This window comes from Phyllobacterium sp. SB3, from assembly GCF_040009165.1.
In the GTDB taxonomy this organism is placed as follows: domain Bacteria; phylum Pseudomonadota; class Alphaproteobacteria; order Rhizobiales; family Rhizobiaceae; genus Phyllobacterium.
In genome coordinates, this window is the sequence record NZ_JBDYKI010000010.1 from 112,833 (window position 1) to 131,672 (window position 18,840).

Annotated in this window: 17 protein-coding genes, 1 tRNA gene and 1 riboswitch; of the genes, 8 read left to right on the plus strand and 10 right to left on the minus strand. The window is 54.0% G+C overall.

Going from position 1 to position 18,840, the window contains the following annotated elements; translation table 11 throughout:
• Positions 1–287: 287 nt before the first annotated feature.
• Positions 288–502, plus strand: a riboswitch (cobalamin riboswitch).
• A gap of 256 nt (positions 503–758) precedes the next feature.
• The 5 genes from ABKW30_RS26050 (at position 759) to ABKW30_RS26070 (ending at position 4,167) form a co-directional block, all read left to right on the plus strand.
• Positions 759–1,565 (plus strand): ABC transporter ATP-binding protein, encoded by an 807-nt coding sequence (locus ABKW30_RS26050; RefSeq protein ID WP_348601861.1) that lies wholly within the window; start codon positions 759–761, stop codon positions 1,563–1,565.
• Entirely contained in the window at positions 1,565–2,512 is a 948-nt protein-coding gene (locus ABKW30_RS26055; protein WP_348601862.1) for an ABC transporter substrate-binding protein, read from the plus strand. The genes ABKW30_RS26050 and ABKW30_RS26055 overlap by 1 nt, the downstream gene beginning before the upstream one ends.
• Entirely contained in the window at positions 2,513–3,532 is a 1,020-nt protein-coding gene (locus tag ABKW30_RS26060; protein WP_348601863.1) for an iron ABC transporter permease, read from the plus strand.
• Between the two features lie 72 nt (positions 3,533–3,604).
• Positions 3,605–3,889, plus strand: a complete 285-nt coding sequence (locus tag ABKW30_RS26065; protein WP_348601864.1) for a CopG family ribbon-helix-helix protein — start codon at positions 3,605–3,607, stop codon at positions 3,887–3,889.
• Positions 3,877–4,167 (plus strand): type II toxin-antitoxin system RelE/ParE family toxin, encoded by a 291-nt coding sequence (locus tag ABKW30_RS26070; protein WP_348601865.1) that lies wholly within the window; start codon positions 3,877–3,879, stop codon positions 4,165–4,167. The genes ABKW30_RS26065 and ABKW30_RS26070 overlap by 13 nt, the downstream gene beginning before the upstream one ends.
• On the opposite strand, the gene cysQ is transcribed toward ABKW30_RS26070, so the two are convergent.
• From cysQ to cysD, 3 genes are read right to left on the minus strand one after another with little or no spacing between them, the layout of a single operon-like run.
• Positions 4,168–4,986, minus strand: coding sequence for a 3'(2'),5'-bisphosphate nucleotidase CysQ (gene cysQ, locus ABKW30_RS26075; protein WP_348601866.1), 819 nt, complete (start codon positions 4,984–4,986; stop codon positions 4,168–4,170).
• 11 nt (positions 4,987–4,997) lie between these two features.
• The gene (gene cysN, locus ABKW30_RS26080) at positions 4,998–6,947 is read right to left on the minus strand and encodes a sulfate adenylyltransferase subunit CysN (protein ID WP_348601867.1); all 1,950 of its coding nucleotides are present in this window, start codon (positions 6,945–6,947) and stop codon (positions 4,998–5,000) included.
• Complete coding sequence (cysD, locus tag ABKW30_RS26085; protein ID WP_348601868.1) at positions 6,947–7,852, minus strand: sulfate adenylyltransferase subunit CysD; 906 nt, start codon at positions 7,850–7,852, stop codon at positions 6,947–6,949. Before cysD ends, cysN begins: the two co-directional genes overlap by 1 nt.
• Before the next feature lie 361 nt (positions 7,853–8,213).
• On the opposite strand from cysD, the gene ABKW30_RS26090 reads away from it, so the two are divergent.
• A complete protein-coding gene (locus tag ABKW30_RS26090; protein ID WP_348601869.1) occupies positions 8,214–9,011 on the plus strand; it encodes a glycosyltransferase in 798 nt (265 codons plus the stop codon).
• A gap of 9 nt (positions 9,012–9,020) precedes the next feature.
• Here the strand turns inward: ABKW30_RS26090 and ABKW30_RS26095 are convergent, their stop codons facing one another.
• The gene (locus tag ABKW30_RS26095; protein WP_348601927.1) at positions 9,021–9,299 is read right to left on the minus strand and encodes a DNA-binding transcriptional regulator; all 279 of its coding nucleotides are present in this window, start codon (positions 9,297–9,299) and stop codon (positions 9,021–9,023) included.
• 139 nt (positions 9,300–9,438) lie between these two features.
• Positions 9,439–9,513, minus strand: a tRNA-Gln gene (locus ABKW30_RS26100).
• A gap of 166 nt (positions 9,514–9,679) precedes the next feature.
• On the opposite strand from ABKW30_RS26100, the gene ABKW30_RS26105 reads away from it, so the two are divergent.
• Positions 9,680–10,681 (plus strand): glycoside hydrolase, encoded by a 1,002-nt coding sequence (locus ABKW30_RS26105; protein ID WP_348601870.1) that lies wholly within the window; start codon positions 9,680–9,682, stop codon positions 10,679–10,681.
• Between the two features lie 6 nt (positions 10,682–10,687).
• Here ABKW30_RS26105 and ABKW30_RS26110 read toward each other — a convergent pair whose 3' ends face one another.
• Positions 10,688–12,517 (minus strand): nucleoside-diphosphate sugar epimerase/dehydratase, encoded by a 1,830-nt coding sequence (locus tag ABKW30_RS26110; protein ID WP_348601928.1) that lies wholly within the window; start codon positions 12,515–12,517, stop codon positions 10,688–10,690.
• A gap of 200 nt (positions 12,518–12,717) precedes the next feature.
• Between ABKW30_RS26110 and ABKW30_RS26115 the strand changes: the two genes are divergently transcribed.
• Complete coding sequence (locus tag ABKW30_RS26115) at positions 12,718–13,902, plus strand: DUF2793 domain-containing protein (protein WP_348601871.1); 1,185 nt, start codon at positions 12,718–12,720, stop codon at positions 13,900–13,902.
• Positions 13,903–13,952: 50 nt separating this feature from the next.
• Here ABKW30_RS26115 and uraH read toward each other — a convergent pair whose 3' ends face one another.
• From uraH to xdhA, 4 genes are all read right to left on the minus strand, one after another.
• On the minus strand, positions 13,953–14,309 hold the full coding sequence (gene uraH, locus ABKW30_RS26120) for a hydroxyisourate hydrolase (RefSeq protein ID WP_348601872.1): 357 nt from the start codon (positions 14,307–14,309) through the stop codon (positions 13,953–13,955).
• Position 14,310: 1 nt separating this feature from the next.
• The gene (gene uraD, locus ABKW30_RS26125) at positions 14,311–14,829 is read right to left on the minus strand and encodes a 2-oxo-4-hydroxy-4-carboxy-5-ureidoimidazoline decarboxylase (RefSeq protein WP_348601873.1); all 519 of its coding nucleotides are present in this window, start codon (positions 14,827–14,829) and stop codon (positions 14,311–14,313) included.
• Between the two features lie 172 nt (positions 14,830–15,001).
• Entirely contained in the window at positions 15,002–17,323 is a 2,322-nt protein-coding gene (gene xdhB / locus ABKW30_RS26130; protein ID WP_348601874.1) for a xanthine dehydrogenase molybdopterin binding subunit, read from the minus strand.
• Positions 17,320–18,735 (minus strand): xanthine dehydrogenase small subunit, encoded by a 1,416-nt coding sequence (gene xdhA, locus ABKW30_RS26135; protein ID WP_348601875.1) that lies wholly within the window; start codon positions 18,733–18,735, stop codon positions 17,320–17,322. The genes xdhB and xdhA overlap by 4 nt, the downstream gene beginning before the upstream one ends.
• Between the last annotated feature and the right edge of the window lie 105 nt (positions 18,736–18,840).

The following is an 18,840-nucleotide window of genomic DNA, read 5'->3' on the forward strand; positions in this document are numbered from 1 at the left end:
CTTGAAGGTTGGCGACTAACATGCAGTCAAACCACCTTCCTCATGGTGAGCCCCGTCGAACCACGCAGAGAAACCAATGCAGTAAAGGGAGATCGCTGAGCATCACCCTGGAACTGAAAAAGACCCGGACGAGCTGGACACTCACTATCCGGGTCTCATTTCATTAACACCAGGAAAACGGGAGGCGGGCGAAAGCCTGCCTCTCACTCCTGCTACAAAGATAGCATTTCCTCCGATTTTTCCAAGCACTATCTCTTTTGTGCCATTTCATTTCCAATCTTGTTCCTCTAGTAATCATCACCGATGGTTTCTTCGGCTCGACAACGCCGGAGATGAAAAGAGAACACGGTGAGGCGTACCCAAAAGGGACCGAAACCGTGGCTGCCCCCGCAACTGTAAGCGGTGAGCGACGCCTGACAATGCCACTGGCCGCAAAGCCGGGAAGGCAAGGCAACGCCGAGACCCGCGAGCCAGGAGACCTGCCATCATAATTGAAATTCGAACCGGACGGGGTGTGCCGGGAGCGATGCGATGACCTGTCCGCATGCTGCGGTCCCGAACGCTTTGACATAAAGCCGATCATCGCCTGCGTTCCCTACCCTCCACAGATGGACAGGTATGAACGTTCTCAACGTCTGCGTTTCCGCCCAGATTCTCTCCCCAATTTCACGATCGTTATTGACGATTGTTATAACATTACTATATCGCAAAACCATGTTGAATAGACCGAACGATTTTTGTGGCATCGGAGTACAGGCATGACGCACATCCAGCTTGATGCGAAAGCTGTGAGCTACCAAACCGGCGCGCATGTTCTCGTCAATGCTGCTTCTATAAGCGTCCGGTGTGGTGCCCGTCTCGCAATCATTGGGCCCAATGGCGCTGGCAAATCCACCCTCCTGCGCATGCTGGCCGGGCTGCAGCGGCAAACTTCCGGCGAGATCATCTTCAACGGCAAGAATATCATCCAAATGACACCTCTAGAACGTGCCCGGCAGTTTGCTTTCGTCGGCCAGACCGACTCACCAGACCAGCAGCTGCTTGTCGAGGATTACGTATCGCTCGGGCGTATTCCGCATCTTGGTTTGCTTACCAAAGCGGCAGACCGGGAAATCGTCGAGGATTCGATGCAGCGCGCAAGGATCACGCATTTTCGCCGCCGTCCTCTGGGCTCGCTATCTGGCGGTGAGCGTCAACGCATGCAATTGGCACGGGCGCTCAGTCAACAGCCCGCCATCCTGTTTCTCGATGAGCCTACCAATCACCTCGACCCCAAAGCCCGCAGCGAACTCTTATCGCTGGTCGCAGGTCTGAATGTCACAACCATCGCTGTCCTGCACGATCTGCCGCTTGTCGCGCCATTCGCAACCCATGTTGCCGTCATGCATAGCACACAGCTGGTAGCATCAGGCACGCCGGATGAGACGCTGACCCCGCGCATTGTCAGTGACGTTTTCGATCTTGACGTGCTCCGCCTGCGGCATCCCTCGCGCCAGCGCGATCTCATGGTCTTTGAAGCACCCGAACAAAATCACGATACCCACCCTCATCCACGGAGCATTTGATGAAAAAGTCTTTTCTCGCCCTCGCATTGACCATGCTGTCGGCACCAGCCTTCGCCCTTCCTGTGACGGTCGATAGCTGCGGCAGATCATTGACATTCGATGCCGCCCCCAAACGTGTTGTCGTCAACGATATTAATATGAGCGAAATGGCTTTTGCGCTTGGCCTGCAACCACTCATGGTTGGCGTGACCGGCATCACCGGCTGGTACAAGCTGGACGATGCGTTCATCAGACAGCAGGGCTCCATACCGGAACTGGCACCCAAGAACCCGACACTTGAAAATCTTATTGCCGTGCAGCCGGATTTCTTTTTTGCAGGCTGGAACTATGGCATGCGTGTCGGCGGCGAAGTTACGCCCGACACACTTGCTCCCTACGGCATCAAGACGCTGGAATTGTCGGAAAGCTGCGTTCACATCGACAAAAACCGCCCTGCCGCTACCATGGATTTGCTCTATGATGACATGGAAAAGTTGGGCAAGATTTTCGGCAAGGAAGCTGAAGCTGATAAGCTAGTTTCCGGCTGGAAGGCCCAACTGGCTGAGATCAAGCAGAAGGTCGGTGCCAATAGCGGAACCCGTGTATTCCTTTATGATTCCGGTGAAGACAAGCCATTCACTGCGGGCAAGTTCGCTATCCCCACCGCGCTGATCAGCGAAGCTGGCGGCGTCAACATCATGGATGATCTGGAATCAAATTGGGCTACCACCTCCTGGGAAACTGTCGCAGCGCGCAATCCGGAATTCCTCGTGCTGCTCGATTATCAGGACGATGCCGGGTACAATAAGCTCCTCGACTTCCTGAAAAGCCATCCGGCGATGAAGGAAACCGATGCCGTGAAGAATGAGCGCTTTGTTGCCCTGCGGTATGCCGAAATCACACCCGGACCGGCAAATATCGAAGCCATCGCGAAAATCGCCAAGGCAATGCATCCGGAAGCATTCTGAGTGCATCTCCCGATACGAACAAAGCTGACACTTGCAGCAAGTACGGTGCTGGTCATCGTGCTTGCATTGCTTTCGATTGCCTATGGATCAACTTTCATCGCACTTGGCGATGTCATCAATGCGTTGGCACACTTCTCGGGCCTGAGCGATCTGACTACGACAGTGCCCATTGAACGGATCATCGTCGACCTGCGCCTGCCACGTGCTATTCTCGGCCTGTGTGTCGGTGCGGGGCTTGGTATCATCGGCGCAATGCTGCAGACAGTCACACGCAACGATCTCGCCGATCCATTTCTGTTCGGCCTTTCTTCCGGTGCAGCGGCTGGCGCCGTTTCAGTCATCAGCATTTTCGGGGACCGGTTTGGCGTGTGGACCCTGCCTGTAGCAGCTTTCAGCGGCGGTATGCTCGCCGCTATTATCGTCCTGCTGCTGGTGCGGCGTGTACAGGGTCAAGGCCCGGAACGCATGATCCTCGCTGGCCTTGCAGTATCCTTTATCTTCACGGCACTAGCCAACTATATGGTTTTTTCCGGTGATCAGCGCGCGGCTCATTCGGTACTGTTCTGGACACTTGGCGGTTTAGGGCTGGCGCGCTGGGATAATCTGCCACTGGCGCTGATCGGGCTTGCTTCGATCCTCATCTTCGCGCTTTACAATCACCGCAATCTCGATGCGTTTCTGGCTGGCGAAAACACTGCCGAGAGCCTTGGAGTACGCGTCAATCGCACGCGCAATATCGTTTTTATCGTCTGCGCTTTTTCAACGGCGATTTTCGTTTCGGTCTCAGGTGTCATCGGCTTTGTCGGCCTGATGATCCCGCATATTGCCCGCCGCTTTTCCGGCCAGCTTCACTCAGGACTGATTGTAACCTGCACACTGTTCGGAGCCATACTGCTCCTGCTGAGCGATCTTACCGCAAGACTGCTGCTTGCTCCGCAGGAATTGCCCATCGGCGTCGTTACAAGTTCAATCGGTGCATTCTTTGTGGTGACGCTCCTGCTGCGCAAGGGATCGGGATAGACAAATTATTAAATAGGAAATTTCGAATAATGGCCGTATATTATTACTTGGTATTACCTTTGGAGAATTTTGATGGCCTCGATCTCGATCACCAGCGTGAAATTGGATAGTTCCGTAAAGGATCGGTTGCAACGATTGGCGGAAAGTCGTGACAGGAAGCCTCATTGGCTGATGAAGGAAGCCATAGAACAATATTTGGAGCGAGAAGAAAAGCGTCAGACTTTTCGTAACGAAGCAATTGCCTCTTGGGAGGAATATCAGACCAGTGGCGAACACGTGACCAGCGATGCTGTTACTAAGTGGCTTGATACATGGGGTAACGACGACGAAACACCTGCTCCCGAATGCCACAAATAATTTTCACGGGAGCGGCGCTGCGTGATCTCGAGCGGCTCAGACAATTTCTCAAGTCCAAAAATCCAGCTGCTGCCAAAAGAGCAGCCGATGCGATTTTGCGGACTATTGAGCTTTTAAAACAATACCCGCAAGCCGGACGCCCCGTTGACGAAATGGAGCACTACTATCGTGAACTACTGATCGATTTTGGCGACAGCGGATATGTTGCCTTGTACCGCTATGAAGAAGGCAATGTTGTTATTCTCGCGATCCGTCATGGTCGCGAAGCCGGCTACTGATTACAATCTGCCCCGCGCGACGAAACCGGGATTGGCGAAATCCGCGTCATCCGCCTGATTGCGACGGCCATAGGTGAGTAATTCACCATCGAGCGTCAGCGTTACACCACCAGCCGCCCGTAACACCGCATCACCGGCTGCCGTATCCCATTCCATCGTCCTGCTCAGTCGCGGATAGATGTCTGCCTCGCCCCGCGCCAGCAGGCCGAACTTGATCGACGAACCAACGGAAACACATTCTTCGATATCAAAATCTTCAAGATGAGCATCAGTTTCCGGCGTGCGATGCGAGCGACTGGCAACCGCAATCATCTGCTGCGGTGCCGTGCGACAGGAAATCTGCTTCGTCGAAACCACACCTCCCTCATGATCCAGCGTGATTTCCTTTGCACCATCAGGACCGCCGGTAAACAACCAGCCACGTACGGGAGCATAGACTATGCCCAAAACCGGAACACCGTATTCAATGAGAGCAATGTTCACTGTAAAGTCACCATTGCGATTGACGAATTCGCGTGTGCCATCCAGTGGATCGACAAGATAGAACCTGCCACCGAGATCGCCCGGAACATGGCCACCGGAAATCTCTTCTTCCGCAACCACCGGAATGTCCGGAGTTGCCTCCCGCAATGCTTTCAGAATAATAGCTTCGGCAGCGTGATCAGCAGCAGTGACAGGCGACTTGTCTTCTTTAAGCGCCACGTCGCAGCCTTCCTCATAGATGCGCAGGATTTCGAGTCCGGCTTCAATCGCGGTTTTCTCGAATACCGAAAGCAGCGACGCGTAGTCTATTGTTGGAAGTGCCGGATTTACTGTCACGTTAGCCCTGACTAGATCGACCAAGAACTATGGTCGAAGTTAAAGATGATCCCGCGATCAATGAGCAGCTTTTCAACTTCCGAGGCAAGTTCTTCCGTTGTCCGCCCCACGGTTTTCAGGTGAAGCTCTGGATTCTCCGGCGCCTCATAAGGCGAATCCACGCCGGTGAAATTCTTGATTTCACCCCGCAACGCCTTGGCATAAAGTCCCTTTGGATCGCGTCGCGCACATTCTTCAAATGGCGTATCGACGTAAACCTCCATGAATTCTCCATCACCAAGCAATTCACGAACCATGCGTCGTTCCGCTTTGAACGGCGAAATAAACGACACAAGCACGATCAGCCCGGCATCGACCATAAGCTTGGCAACTTCGCCAACGCGGCGGATATTCTCCACGCGGTCTTCTTCAGTAAATCCAAGATCGCGGTTAAGTCCGTGACGGACGTTGTCGCCGTCCAGAATATAGGTGTGTTTGCCGAGTGCTGCCAAACGCTTCTCGACAAGATTGGCTACAGTGGACTTGCCCGACCCTGACAGACCAGTGAACCAGATCACCGCAGGTTTCTGATCCTTCTGGCCAGCACGTGATGTCTTGTCGACATCGAGAGCCTGCCAATGAACATTCGAGGCACGCCGTAATGCAAAGTCGATCATGCCGGCGCCGACAGTCGCATTTGTCAGCCGGTCGATGAGAATAAACGAACCGGTGGAACGGTTGGATTTATAACCATCGAATGCAATCGCTTCCTGCGTCGAAATATTGACGACGCCGACCTCGTTGAGATCGAGTGATTTGGCTGCTTCCTGTGCGAAACTATTGATATCGATTCGATATTTCAGATCGGTGATCGTCGCTGTTACCTGATCGGTCTCGGTGCGCAGGATATAGGAGCGACCGGGAATCAGAGGAGCTTCGGAAAACCAGACGAGATGCGCAGCAAACTGATCTGCTACCTCGGGCCGATTATCCGGCGAGACAAGCATATTGCCGCGCGAAACCTCGACCTCATCTTCCAGGACAATGGTGACAGCCTGACCTTCTCCCGCGCTATCGAGGTCGCCGTCCCAGTTGGCGATGCGTTTTACGCGCGAAGTCTTGCCTGATTTGGCCACAACGATCTCGTCGCCCGGCGCAATTTTGCCGGATGCGATCGTGCCTGAAAATCCACGGAAATCCAAGTTGGGCCGATTGACGAACTGGACCGGAAAGCGGAACGGTCGCGTGGTATCGGCATCATCCAGCACTACATTCTCAAGATGCTGCAGAAGCGATGGACCTTTATACCAAGGCAGGTTTTCCGAGGGCGCAGTTACATTGTCGCCAAAGCGCGCAGAAAGAGGAATTGCCTGTATGGTTTTGAATCCGAGTTCGCTCGCAAACTCCTGATATTGCGCAACAATCGTCTCAAATACTTCCTGCGAATAGTTCACAAGATCGATCTTGTTGATCGCTAGGACAATGTTGCGGATACCCAGCAGTGAAGCAATAAAGCTATGACGCCGCGTTTGACGCAAAATCCCCTGCCGCGCATCGACGAGCACAATAGCAAGGTCTGCCGTAGAAGCACCCGTCGCCATGTTGCGCGTGTATTGCTCGTGGCCCGGCGTATCTGCAACGATGAATTTGCGCTTCGGCGTCGAGAAAAAACGATACGCGACATCGATTGTGATGCCCTGTTCGCGCTCGGCCTCCAATCCATCAACCAGAAGAGCAAAGTCGATGTCTTCGCCATTCGTGCCATGCTTGCGGCTATCGTTCTGCAATGCCGCGAGCTGGTCTTCAAAGATCAGTTTGGTGTCATAGAGAAGACGGCCGATCAATGTCGACTTGCCATCATCGACAGAACCACAGGTGAGAAACCGCAGCAGCGACTTCTTCTCCTGCTCAGCCATATAGGCATTAATCTCATCGGCAGCGGACTGTGCCGCCGGTATTTCGATCTGGGCTAGTTTGCTCATCAGAAATAGCCCTCGCGCTTCTTCTTTTCCATCGAACCGGCTTCGTCGCGGTCGATCATGCGACCCTGACGCTCCGATGTCCGCGAGATCAGCATTTCACTGACAATCTCGGGAAGCGTTGCCGCGTCGGATTCAACGGCTCCCGTCAAAGGATAGCATCCAAGTGTGCGGAAACGCACCATTTTCTGCTGTATTACTTCACCCGGCAGAAGCTGCATGCGTTCGTCATCGCGCATGATCAGCATCCCATCACGCTCCACAACCGGACGCACGGCGGAAAAGTACAGGGGAACAATCGGAATATTCTCCTGCATGATGTACTGCCAGACATCCAGTTCGGTCCAGTTGGAGATCGGAAACACCCGGATCGACTCACCCTTGGCGACACGCGTATTGTAGATTTTCCACATTTCAGGTCGCTGGTTCTTCGGGTCCCACGAGTGCTGTGCATTGCGGAAGGAGAATATACGTTCCTTCGCGCGGGCTTTTTCCTCGTCGCGTCGCGCACCGCCAAAGGCAGCATCGAAACCGTATTTATCAAGCGCCTGACGCAACGCCACGGTCTTCATGATATGGGTATGCGTGTTCGATCCATGCACAAAAGGGCTGATGCCCTGCTCAATGCCTTCCTGATTGCTGTGAACACGCAAATCAAAACCGAGACGCTCAGCTTCTGAATCACGAAACGCAATCATCTCCTTGAATTTCCACGTGCTGTCGATGTGCAGGAAAGGAAAAGGCGGCTTGGCGGGATAAAAGGCTTTCATCGCCAGATGCAGCATTACGGATGAGTCTTTGCCAATGGAATACATCATCACCGGATTGGCAAATGTAGCGGCAACCTCACGAAAAATATGGATCGCTTCGGCTTCAAGACGCTGGAGATGCGTCAAATTCCTGGTCATAAAAATCACTATCCACTCATGTCATCAGGCATCAAGCCTGCAACGAACATCGACCAAACCCAAACGCAGTTCATCACGTTTCGGCAGCGGCCGCAAACATAGTGTAGCGTCCCGCTTTAGGAAAAGGATAGTTTCTCGGGCCAACATAAATCCGCGCCAATTTATTGCCCTGAATGACTTATTATCAGAACATCGTTCCACTCCGCCGACAATGCGCCGTCACCGTGTTTTAAAAGCGCATCTTGCTAGAAAAAAAATCCGCCCCATATCGCCGGGAACAGGCACCGTCTGAAAAGATGGCAATTGACGGACGCATGGGCTTCGCAATAGATGACCGGCTTTCAGGCAGGACTTTGCTCTTATGGATATTTGTACGTTCTGGTACGGGCCGCGTTTGCGGGAAGTCGACAGGGTCTGCCTCGCATCCATGGTGCTGGCCGGTCAAAGGGTCAAGCTTTTCGCCTACGAACCCATTGAAAATCTGCCCAAATCGATAGAGTGGCACGACGCCTCGACAATCTTGGATAAAGACTATTTCAAACGTTTGGACCCTGACTTTCCGGATGTTCGCAAGAAGAAACGAGTTATCGTGCAGTTTAGCGATATCTTTCGTATTGCCCTTATGAAGCATCGGCAAGGCGTCTGGCTGGACACAGATGTTTATCTGACCAAGCAGTTTCATCCAGCCCCGGAACAACCCTATCTCGCACGTGAAAACTTCACACGGCTTGGCGTCTCGGCACTTTATATGCCCCCCGATAGTCCAGTCATAAAGGAGTTCTATGATTATATCGAAGGCACCGATGTTCTGCCCAATTGGCTGGGTCTTCGACGTGGACTGTTGCGTCCGGCATGGTTTCGTCTAACAGGACAGAAGATATCGCCTGCAACCATTGGCATTACCGTCTTTGGAAATGATGGTATTTCCCGCCTTGCCAAACGTTATGGGTTCTTCAAGGACGCCGCACCCAAGCAGAGCTTTTATTATTGGACAGGCCGGAATGCTTTGCGCATTTATGATCCCGCCTTTGGACTTGAGCCACTAAACCACTCGGATTTCATCGGATTCCATATCCACAAGAAGACGCCCTCCAATCAGCCGCCGGTTGAAGGAAGCTTTTATCACTGGGCCGTCGAGCGGGTGCAGCATCTTCTTTAGACTGATTGCCTAGCGCAGCACCTCAATGCCATGTTTTTGCACCACGGAAAGCAGCTTCAACGCCATGCCGCTCGGCCGCTTCGCGCCGCTTTCCCACTTCTGAACTGTTGATTCGCTGGTATTGAGATAGCTGGCGAATACCGGCTGGCTAACATGATGGCTATCGCGCAATGCCTTAATCGCCGTTGGCTCAAACTCGGGAACAACGAGACAGCTTTGATCAAACTCACGCATGGTGGCTTTGTCGATTGTGCCGGCGCGATACATCGCTGAAGCGCTGCTATGTATTGCTTCAAAAACTTCGCTTTTGAACCAGCTTTGCTACTCAATGTCTTATTCCTAAATCAATAAAATATAGACGCGATAAAAGCTGATCTCGCAAACAAGAGCAAACCGCAGAAATCATTATAAAATTGCGATGAAGATTTGGCTGGGGCGGGAGGGTTCGAACCTCCGAATGACGGTATCAAAAACCGTTGCCTTACCACTTGGCGACGCCCCAACATGTCTGCACCGGACCTGAAATCCTTATGCGACAGCGCGGCTTATAACCGTTGGTTCCAGCTTGTGCAACGTGAATGATCTGCCAGTTTGTCTCATCCCACAATTGTTTCCGCATTATTTTCATGACAAGGGTGCTGTGTTGCATATCTGACCGGGGACCAGCATTGAACACCATCATCATTCCGTTTGTTTCTGTCGCGGTCGCCAGCGCGATTTTGCTTTGGCTGGTTATGCAGATGCTGCCGTCAAATTTTCTGGGGGCCGCGATCACCGAACGGTCGAACCATACTCAGCCTGCGCGCCAGCTTGGCGGCCTTGCTTTGATACCGGCCATTCTTGTTTCCCTTTGGATTTTTGGCATGGATGCCGGTCTTTCTTCGCATTTCCTCGTACCAGCCACTCTTGCAGCCCTACTTTTATGGATCATCGGCTTTCTCGATGACCGCCATCATCTGCCGGAATCCGTACGTCTCGCCTCGCAATTGATTGCATCGGTGGTTGCCGTTTACGGGCTTGGCGAGAATTTCCGGCTGCTGCCGGATTTTCTCCCGTTTCTACTGGAGCGGGCGCTGCTTGTAGTGGCGTTGATTTACTTCATCAACCTCACCAATTTCATGGACGGCATAGACCTGATGGTTGTTGCGGGGCTCGGCCTGCCCCTCGCATTGCTCGCCGGCTTTTCAGTGTTTGGGTTCGTCGGCTACGGCACAGGAAATCTTGCCATGTCCCTTGCAGGCGGACTGGCCGGATTTTTCTTTTTCAATCGCCCGAAAGCAAAAGTCTTTCTTGGCGATTCGGGCAGCCTGCCTATCGGCCTGCTCAGCGGCCTCACATTTTTCATGGCGGCACGTGATATGACTGTTTGGGCGGGGTTGATACTGCCGCTTTTCTTTATCGCCGACGCCACTTCAACCCTGTTGATGCGCTTGATTGCGGGCGAAAACATTCTGAATGCTCACTCCAAGCATGCTTATCAGGTGGCCAAACGCTCCGGTTGGTCGGTCTGGTCAATAATATCCGGCGTGGCGATAACAAATCTCATCCTTGGAGCCTGTGCCCTGCTCACAGTGCATGGAGGCTGGAGCCGTGCGCTCGCCATCCTGATCGCCGTCGCCGCAGTTGTCGTGCTGCTCAGACAGCTAAGACGTGGCAAGCCGTCGAGTTAAGATCGCTCAGGAAGCTGCGATCCCATAAAGCAACTTACGGACACCCTCCGCATCCTGTTTTTCGATGAGACTATGCAGTTCATCGATCGCGCCCGGCAAATGATCGAGCGCGTTCACACGGCGCTGTGCCTGCAGGATTTTCGGATGACGCGTTGGTGTCACACTGGCAGGCTCATAGAAGAGTTCCTCATGCAGCTTCTCACCATCACGAACACCGACTGTAATAATCTCGATATCACCATCCGGATTATCGTGGTCCCTGACGGATAATCCGGCGAGAAGCACCATGTTTTCGGCAAGGTCGCGAATTCGTACAGCCTCGCCCATTTCAAGCATGAGTATATCGCCGCCGCTGGACAATGCTCCGGCCTGTATGATCAGTTCTGCGGCCTCACGTACCGACATGAAGTAACGGGTCATGTCGCTATGCGTGACAGTCAGCGGTCCGCCGCTGGAAATCTGCTCGCGGAACAATGGCACGACCGAGCCACTCGATCCTATGACGTTGCCGAAGCGGACCGAGGCAAATACCTGACCAGCGGCCTGAGCCTGATTCCCGTAATAGCGAACAATCAATTCCGCCCAGCGCTTCGTCGCTCCCATCACATTGGACGGCCTTACCGCCTTGTCAGAGGAAATGAGTACGAAATTACGAACTCCCGCATCACGCGAGCTTTTGGCCAGCACCTCTGTACCGATTACATTGTTACGCGCACCTTCGACCGCATTCTCTTCCACGAGGGGAACATGCTTATAGGCCGCGCAATGATATACATTCTCGACCTTGTGCTCGGCCAATACCCTCCGAATAAGAATGGCATCGCTGATTGATCCGAGAACCGGCACGACTATGCAATCACTGATAGCATTCAGCTCACGCTGCAGTTGATAGATACTATGTTCATTGACATCGAATATGATCAGCTTGGCAGGGGCGAGCTTGACGATTGTGCGACAGAGTTCCGAGCCGATAGACCCACCGGCACCAGTGACAAGTACAACTCGCCCTTCGACAGTCTTGTCGAGCAATTCCGGATCAGCAGGAACAGGCGAACGCCCCAGCAGATCGTCAATATCAATATCGCGCAGATTGCTGACGATATATTTTCCGGCAGTAAGGTCGGAAATCGCTGGAAGAATGCGGACCTTCACGTCCAGGGCTTTCAGGCGACCGACAAGCTTGCGCCGCTCGATACCGCTCAGCGCAGAGGTCGTTACGATCATCTCCTTGATGCCGAAATTCTCGACCAGATATTCGATCTTTGCGGGCGAATAGACGCGGATTCCGAGTATATCCATGCCCTGCAGGCTCTTGTCATCATCGATGAAGCCGGCAACGAACACTTCTTTCTGGGATCGCAACGCATTGGCAAGCTGCCGCCCTGCGTCGCCCGCGCCAAAAATAACGCATTGGCGTTCGAGGAGTTTTCCGCCCAAGGGGCTCCACAAAAGCCATTTCGCCGCAAACCGGCTGCCACAAATGATGGCAATGCCCAAAACCCAGTATAGAAAGGGAATTGCGCGAGGAACACCGGCAGCGCCGGTCATTTGCGTGAGGAACGCCAGACATACCCAGACGATAACGGCAATTGTTACTGCCTGTATCATCGTCCAGATTGCTTTGTCCGGCAGATAACGGATGACAGCGCGGTAGAGGCCGAAGCGAATGAATATCGGCAATGCAATAAGGGGAGCGGAGATCATAAGCATGATCTGTTCGCCGTTCGGCATGAAGAACACACTGAACCTCAGCAAATAGCTGAGCCACACTGCAAATGTCAGTGTAACCATGTCGAAAATAACAAGCAGGATCTGCTTGTAACGACGCGGCATCATTGAGATGCTTTGCCGGAATGTTTCCAATTCTTTATTCCCCGGTATTCGTAATTAGGCCAGAGCAGTAGCATAGGTCGGTATAATTGCAATCTTTGTCTGCGTGCTAGTTGCCCGGTCATCTCACGGGATGCGACTTATCCAACACCCTTTCATTCGGCCTTAGAGTCCAGCGCTTCAATGCATGGAAAAAGGACAATTGAATGGAACAGACTTCGAACCTCAAACTCCCCTATATCGCACCCTCACAAGCACAAAAGCATGTGACCCACAACGAGGCCATAAGAGTTCTCGATGCTCTCGTACAGCTTTCTGTGGTGAGTCGCAGCCTGTCAGTTCCATCAGCCGTCGCCGCTGAGGGTACACGCTATATTGTAGGGACACAGGCGACGGGCCTATGGGCGAACAGGGATAATCAAATCGCGGCATGGCAGGATGGCACATGGGCATTCTTCACTGCTTTGGAAGGTTGGAATGTCTGGGTGGAAGAAGAAGAAAACTTTGTCGTTTTCCATCAGAACAAATGGATCAGCATGGAAATCAGGACCAATCCGGTATCCCGCCTCGGCATTGAAGCCACGGCCGACGACACAAACCGGCTCTCAATTAAAAGCCCTGCATCGCTGTTTGATCACTCCGGCGCAGGCCATCAACTCAAGATCAATAAGGCTGATGACAATCAGGCAGCATCCCTGCTTTTCCAGTCGAACTATCAGGGCCGCGCCGAAATGGGCACCATGTGGGGCCGCGATTTCCGTATAAAAACCAGCGCCGATGGCTCGAAATGGTCCGATGTGATGGTCGCCGATGGCGCAACCGGCCTTGCACGCTTCCCTTCAGGGGTAGCTCACGCAGCTACAGGCAAAAAGCAGTCTGGTTTCATTTTCCTGCCAGCCTCCTCTGGGGTAGCGACCATATTCCAGCCCTCCTCCACCCCGGCAACCCCGACTGTCGTTTCGGTTTCGGCCAACCTGCTCAACCTCGGTGCAAACATGGCCGCCGCAATTTTCGCAACGAGCATGCGTGGCTCCGCAATGGTCCGCATCTGGAACACAACGCGCTCGCCAGCACAGTCGGCATGGGTCAAGTGGGATACGACCGCCGATCAGCTCCAGGTTTCAAATCCAGACCATATAAAATCATGGCTCAAGGGCGATGCGATCCAGATCATTGATCCGTTAAAGAAAAACATCGCAATCGATATTTCGCCGCTCATGCAGAAGGCTTTCGGCGCGATCTTTTTGCAGGATGGCGTTTCGCTGAGTGCTGGTACGGCGGGGGACACAACCATCCCTTGCAATGAACTTTCACCGGTCTCGTCGAGCAATCTGGTTTATCTCAAGGGTGATGAAAAGCGCATTCTCACGGTAACAGGAGTTTATGGGTAGGCACTGCATAGCGCCCTCTATCTCTCCCCTTGTGGGGGGAGATAGAGATGCTAACTCCCGCGATAGGTCGAGTACGACCAAGGCGTCACCAGCAGTGGCACATGGTAATTGCCCTGTACGTCTGAAATTGCGAACCTGATCGGAATGTCCTCAAGAAACATGGGCTCCGTCTGCGAAGCGCCGTTGCCCCTGAAATACTCGCCCACATAAAAGGTCAGTTCGTACTGCCCGGCGGCCATATCCGATGCAAACAACAAGGGCGCATCCGTCCTGCCGTCAGCATTGGTCACTGCTGTTGCAAGCAGTTTCCGCACGCCATCCACGTCGATGCGATGCAATGTCAGCCGCACACCCTCAACGGGCCGACCCTCTGCCGTATTCAGCACATGTGTCGATAGCTTGCCCATTTCAAACCTCTCCCGAAATCAGATCATCTAGGCGGAAGCGTGCAATCTGCCCGATCTGATGCAGCGCTTCCAGCACTTCCTCGCCGGAATTATTCTCAAGCCGTTTGCGAAATGCCGCCAATATCGAATATTTGTCATGGCCACGCACTGCCAGAATGAATGGAAAGTCGAAGCGGCTTTGATAAGCATTGTTCAGAGCATGAAACTCTTCAAACTCCTCATCGGTCAGCCTGTCGAGGCCCGCGCCCTTCTGTTCAGACGTCGAGCTTGATGTCAGCCTACCCTGCCGTGCGGCTTTTCCGGCAAGATCAGGATGGGCACGGATCAAGCCGAGCTGCGCCATCTGCCCTGCCTTATCCACGACGCTGCTCATGGCGGCGTGCAGTTCTTCAACGCTCGAAAAGGGCCGAAGGTCCGCCACACCTTCCGGCACCCATGGCGAATGTTCAAATATGCCGCCAAGCGCTTCATTGAATTCATCGGCGCTGAGAGCATTCAGTTGATCAAGATTCATTGTCATCCAGTTCATTTCCAATGGCACTGATGCCCGTGCGTGGTTCGACAAGCTCACCATGAGGAAAGTTTATTGATTGCAGGGCGCCTGATTTTGACCGCACTGCAATTCACCGCCCATCCTCATGGTGAGCTTGTCGAACCACGCATAATGATTTTGCCATCCATATCCAGTAGAATCACGAATCATTCAGCTTGCCTTTTGCTTCCCGCACCGAGCGTAAAACTGCTTCCGGCGTGGCAGGACTATCCAGTTGCGGTACCGACCCGGCAATTGAAGCAATTGCATCGCGGATCGCCAGCCAGATCGAAATCCCCAGCATCAGAGGCGGCTCGCCAATGGCCTTGGAGCGGAACACTGTTTCCTCACGGTTCGGCATATTATCGAGGATACGCACATTGAATATCGGCGGTACATCGCGGGAGCCCGGTATTTTATAGGTCGATGGTCCCACGGTCCGCAATCGTCCCGCCTTATCCCACCAAAGCTCTTCGCACGTGACCCAGCCCATGCCCTGCACAAAGGCGCCTTCAATCTGGCCAAGGTCGATTGCCGGATTCAGCGGCGAGCCGACATCCTGCAAAATATCCGCGCGAAGACAGCGCGTTTCGCCAGTCAGCGTATCAATGGCAACCTCCGCCACCGCCGCGCCATAGCTGAAATAGAAGAACGGCCTCCCCTTCATGGTCTTGCCGTCCCAGTGAATCTTCGGCGTCGCATAATGACCGGCTTCCGAAAGCTGCACGCGTTTCGCCCAAGCCATTTTTGCCAGCTCGCCAAAGGAAACAGAGCGATTATCGGCGTGAACGCGGCCCTCGCGATAAATAATCACCTCTTCTTCGACGTCAAAATGCTCCGCCGCAACACGCGTCAGCCGCGCCTTGATCGCCGTTGCCGCCTTGAAAGCGGCCATGCCGTTGAGATCGGAACCCGTGGAAGCCGCAGTCGCGCTGGTATTGGGCACCTTGCCCGTCGCGGTTGAGGAAATGCGGACCATGTCCAGTTCGACCTGAAACACTTCCGCCACAACCTGCGCCACCTTGACGAACAGGCCCTGCCCCATTTCCGTACCGCCATGGTTCAGGAAGATCGAGCCATCCAGATAGACATGCACCAGCGCTCCCGCCTGATTGAGCGAGGTCAGGTTGAATGAAATCCCGAACTTTACCGGCATCATCGCCAATCCGCGCCGGATTATCGGATTGGCCGCATTATGCGCGTCGATTTCCGCTCGCCGCTGCTGCCAATCGGCAGAAGCGAGCACGGCGTCAGTCACTTCAACCAACCTGTTATCATCAACCTTCTGGCCGTAAGGTGTCGTATCACCCGTGTCATCGCCGTAGTAATTGATCGCCCGCACTGCGTTGGGCTCAAGCTTCAACTCGCGTGCAATCGTGTCGATCACCGCTTCAATAGTAATGATCCCCTGCGGCCCGCCAAAGCCACGAAAGGCCGTGTTGGAAACCGTATTGGTCTTGCAGGCATGGCCGACAAAACGGGCATGCGGAATATGGTATGAATTGTCCGTATGGGTCAGCGCCCGTGTAATAACCGGCCCTGTCAGGTCCGGCAGATTGCCAGCCCGCGCCAGATATTCCGCATCAAGCCCAAGAATGCGCCCGCGCTCATCGACGCCCACCTTCCAGTTCACGACAAAATCATGCCGCTTGCCGGTTCCAGCCATGTCGTCACGGCGTTTCAACCGCATCTTGCAGGGCTTGCCGGTCTTTGCGGCGATCAGCGCGGCAGCCCCGGCAATAATCGTCGGCTGGCTTTCCTTGCCACCAAAACCACCGCCCATGCGCCGCACCTGACACTCCACCGCATTGGCATGGATGCCTAGAATACCTGCAACATGGTGCTGCACTTCGGTTGGATGCTGCGTTGACGAATGCACCAGCATTTCGCCGTTTTCGCCTGGAATGGCATAGGCGATATGGGTTTCCAGATAGAAATGATCCTGCCCGCCCATTTTGAGCTTGCCGGAAAAGACATATGGCGCACCGGCCAGTGCCGCATCGACATCGCCGTCAACGACCTCCTGCACGGGCACGACATAATTTTTGCGGCGATGCGCATCCTCAATATCAAGCACTGCCTCAAGCGGCTCGATATCCAGCTTGACCTTTTTGGCGGCGCGATAGGCCGTTTCGAAATCACGGGCAGCAACGACTGCAATCACCCGCCCTTCATGATCGACAATATTTTCGGCAAACAATGTCTCGCCGGTATGTATCGGCCCGACCTCATTATGACCCGGCACATCCTTGGCCGACCACACGCCGACAACGCCAGCCATTGCCAGCGCCTCGCTGGCATCGAAACCATTGAGTTTGCCATGCGCTACAGGCGAAAGCACAAATGCCGCATGTAGTGTTCCCGGCAGTTCCGGCATGTCATCAATATAGTTCGCCTCACCAGCCACATGACGCGCAGCGCTGTCATGGGCGATGCCTTTGCCAACAATGCTGCGTTGAACGATTTTGGCGTCAGTATTCATAGCGCCATGACCTCTATTGTCTCGCCCGCCACGTCGCGCCGGAAGCGTTCGACCAGATTTGACGCAACCTGCAATCGATATTCGGCACTGCCGCGCCAATCGCTCAACGGCTTGAATCGCGCGCCAATCGCGTCGGCACAGGCATTCGCCGCCCGCTCGTCAAAATCCGTTCCGACCAGCACCTGCTCGGCTTCGGTTGCACGCAGCGGTGTCGCCGCCATGCCGCCAAAGGCGATACGGGCACTACGCACCTGTCCATCTTCGCGGACGATTGAGAAAGCCCCGCAAACCGTCGAAATATCCTGATCGTATCGTTTGGATATTTTATAGACCCGAAACTCCTGGCCCTCCTTTGGCTTTGGTATGGACACCGAAGCAATTACCTCATTAGGACGCAGTTCAGTCTTGCGGTAATCAAGAAAGAAATCCTCAAGCGGGAGGAACCTGTGTCCGCTGAGTGACGCCAGTTCGACCTCTGCGCCAAGTGCAATCAAGGCAGGCGGCCCGTCACCAATAGGGCTGGCCGTGCCGATATTCCCGCCAATCGTTCCCATTGAGCGTATCTGTGTCGATCCGAACCGGCGAATAAGCGTGGCAAGTGATGGATAATAGCCGCCCACATGTGCCAAAATCTCTTCCCATGTAACCGCCGCACCGAAGCTGAGATGATTATCGGTCTCCCTGATTTGCCTTAGCTCGCGTACCGAACCAAGCGATATCACCTCGTTCCAATCAGTATGATAGTCCGCAAGTGCGACACCGAGATCCGTACCGCCGCCGAGCAGAATTGCGTCAGGCTTCTCGCTGCGCAGGGCCAGAAGTTCATTCAGGGAAGCGGGCTGATGAAACACGGCCCCTCCCTCTGACAACAAAGGCTGCGGTTCGATCTGTGCAAACGCCGCGACATGCGGCCCGGTAATCGTAGCGCCACCGGCAGCAACAACCTTGCGAGCCGCCTCCACAATTGGGCGATAGCCGGTGCAGCGGCAAAGGTTACCCGCCAGCGCATCGTGGATTGCTTCATCATCCGCCTGCGGATTTGCCGCCGCTAGTCCAGCCAATGACATGACAATCCCCGGCGTACAAAATCCGCATTGTGACGATCCGTTTTCAGCCATTGCAGCCTGTATAGGATGCAACTCACCTGTTTTCAGCCCCTCGACTGTAACCAGCGCCTTACCATCGATCTGCCCCATGGCGAGAATGCAGCTATTGGCCGCATGATATCTCACCTCACCGCCATCAATCTGACCGACCAGTACCGAGCACGCACCGCAATCGCCCTCGGCGCAGCCCTCTTTGGTTCCAGTCAGGCGCGGCGCACTGCGCAGCCAATCGAGCACCGTTGTATCGGGTCGCACACTGGCTTGGTGAATTTGACCATTTAGAAAAAAACGAACGGAATTTGACATGATATCAACTTCATCCGGCGCGGTGCCTGCGTCAAGAGGGAGCGCGAATAACAAGGGATGAACTTAGTTGCAACAATGGAGTGCGTGGTTCGCCCTCCGGTTCTT

What these genes read in the sequence shown, in the direction of transcription:
- ABKW30_RS26050 (WP_348601861.1), top strand. Translation starts at nt 759, where the DNA reads ATGACGCACATCCAGCTTGATGCGAAAGCTGTGAGCTACCAAACCGGC.
- ABKW30_RS26055 (WP_348601862.1), top strand. Translation starts at nt 1,565, where the DNA reads ATGAAAAAGTCTTTTCTCGCCCTCGCATTGACCATGCTGTCGGCACCA.
- ABKW30_RS26065 (WP_348601864.1), top strand. Translation starts at nt 3,605, where the DNA reads ATGGCCTCGATCTCGATCACCAGCGTGAAATTGGATAGTTCCGTAAAG.
- ABKW30_RS26070 (WP_348601865.1), top strand. Translation starts at nt 3,877, where the DNA reads ATGCCACAAATAATTTTCACGGGAGCGGCGCTGCGTGATCTCGAGCGG.
- cysN (WP_348601867.1), bottom strand. Translation starts at nt 6,947, where the DNA reads ATGAGCAAACTAGCCCAGATCGAAATACCGGCGGCACAGTCCGCTGCC.
- cysD (WP_348601868.1), bottom strand. Translation starts at nt 7,852, where the DNA reads ATGACCAGGAATTTGACGCATCTCCAGCGTCTTGAAGCCGAAGCGATC.
- ABKW30_RS26090 (WP_348601869.1), top strand. Translation starts at nt 8,214, where the DNA reads ATGGATATTTGTACGTTCTGGTACGGGCCGCGTTTGCGGGAAGTCGAC.
- ABKW30_RS26110 (WP_348601928.1), bottom strand. Translation starts at nt 12,517, where the DNA reads ATGATGCCGCGTCGTTACAAGCAGATCCTGCTTGTTATTTTCGACATG.
- ABKW30_RS26115 (WP_348601871.1), top strand. Translation starts at nt 12,718, where the DNA reads ATGGAACAGACTTCGAACCTCAAACTCCCCTATATCGCACCCTCACAA.
- uraH (WP_348601872.1), bottom strand. Translation starts at nt 14,309, where the DNA reads ATGGGCAAGCTATCGACACATGTGCTGAATACGGCAGAGGGTCGGCCC.
- uraD (WP_348601873.1), bottom strand. Translation starts at nt 14,829, where the DNA reads ATGACAATGAATCTTGATCAACTGAATGCTCTCAGCGCCGATGAATTC.
- xdhB (WP_348601874.1), bottom strand. Translation starts at nt 17,323, where the DNA reads ATGAATACTGACGCCAAAATCGTTCAACGCAGCATTGTTGGCAAAGGC.
- xdhA (WP_348601875.1), bottom strand. Translation starts at nt 18,735, where the DNA reads ATGTCAAATTCCGTTCGTTTTTTTCTAAATGGTCAAATTCACCAAGCC.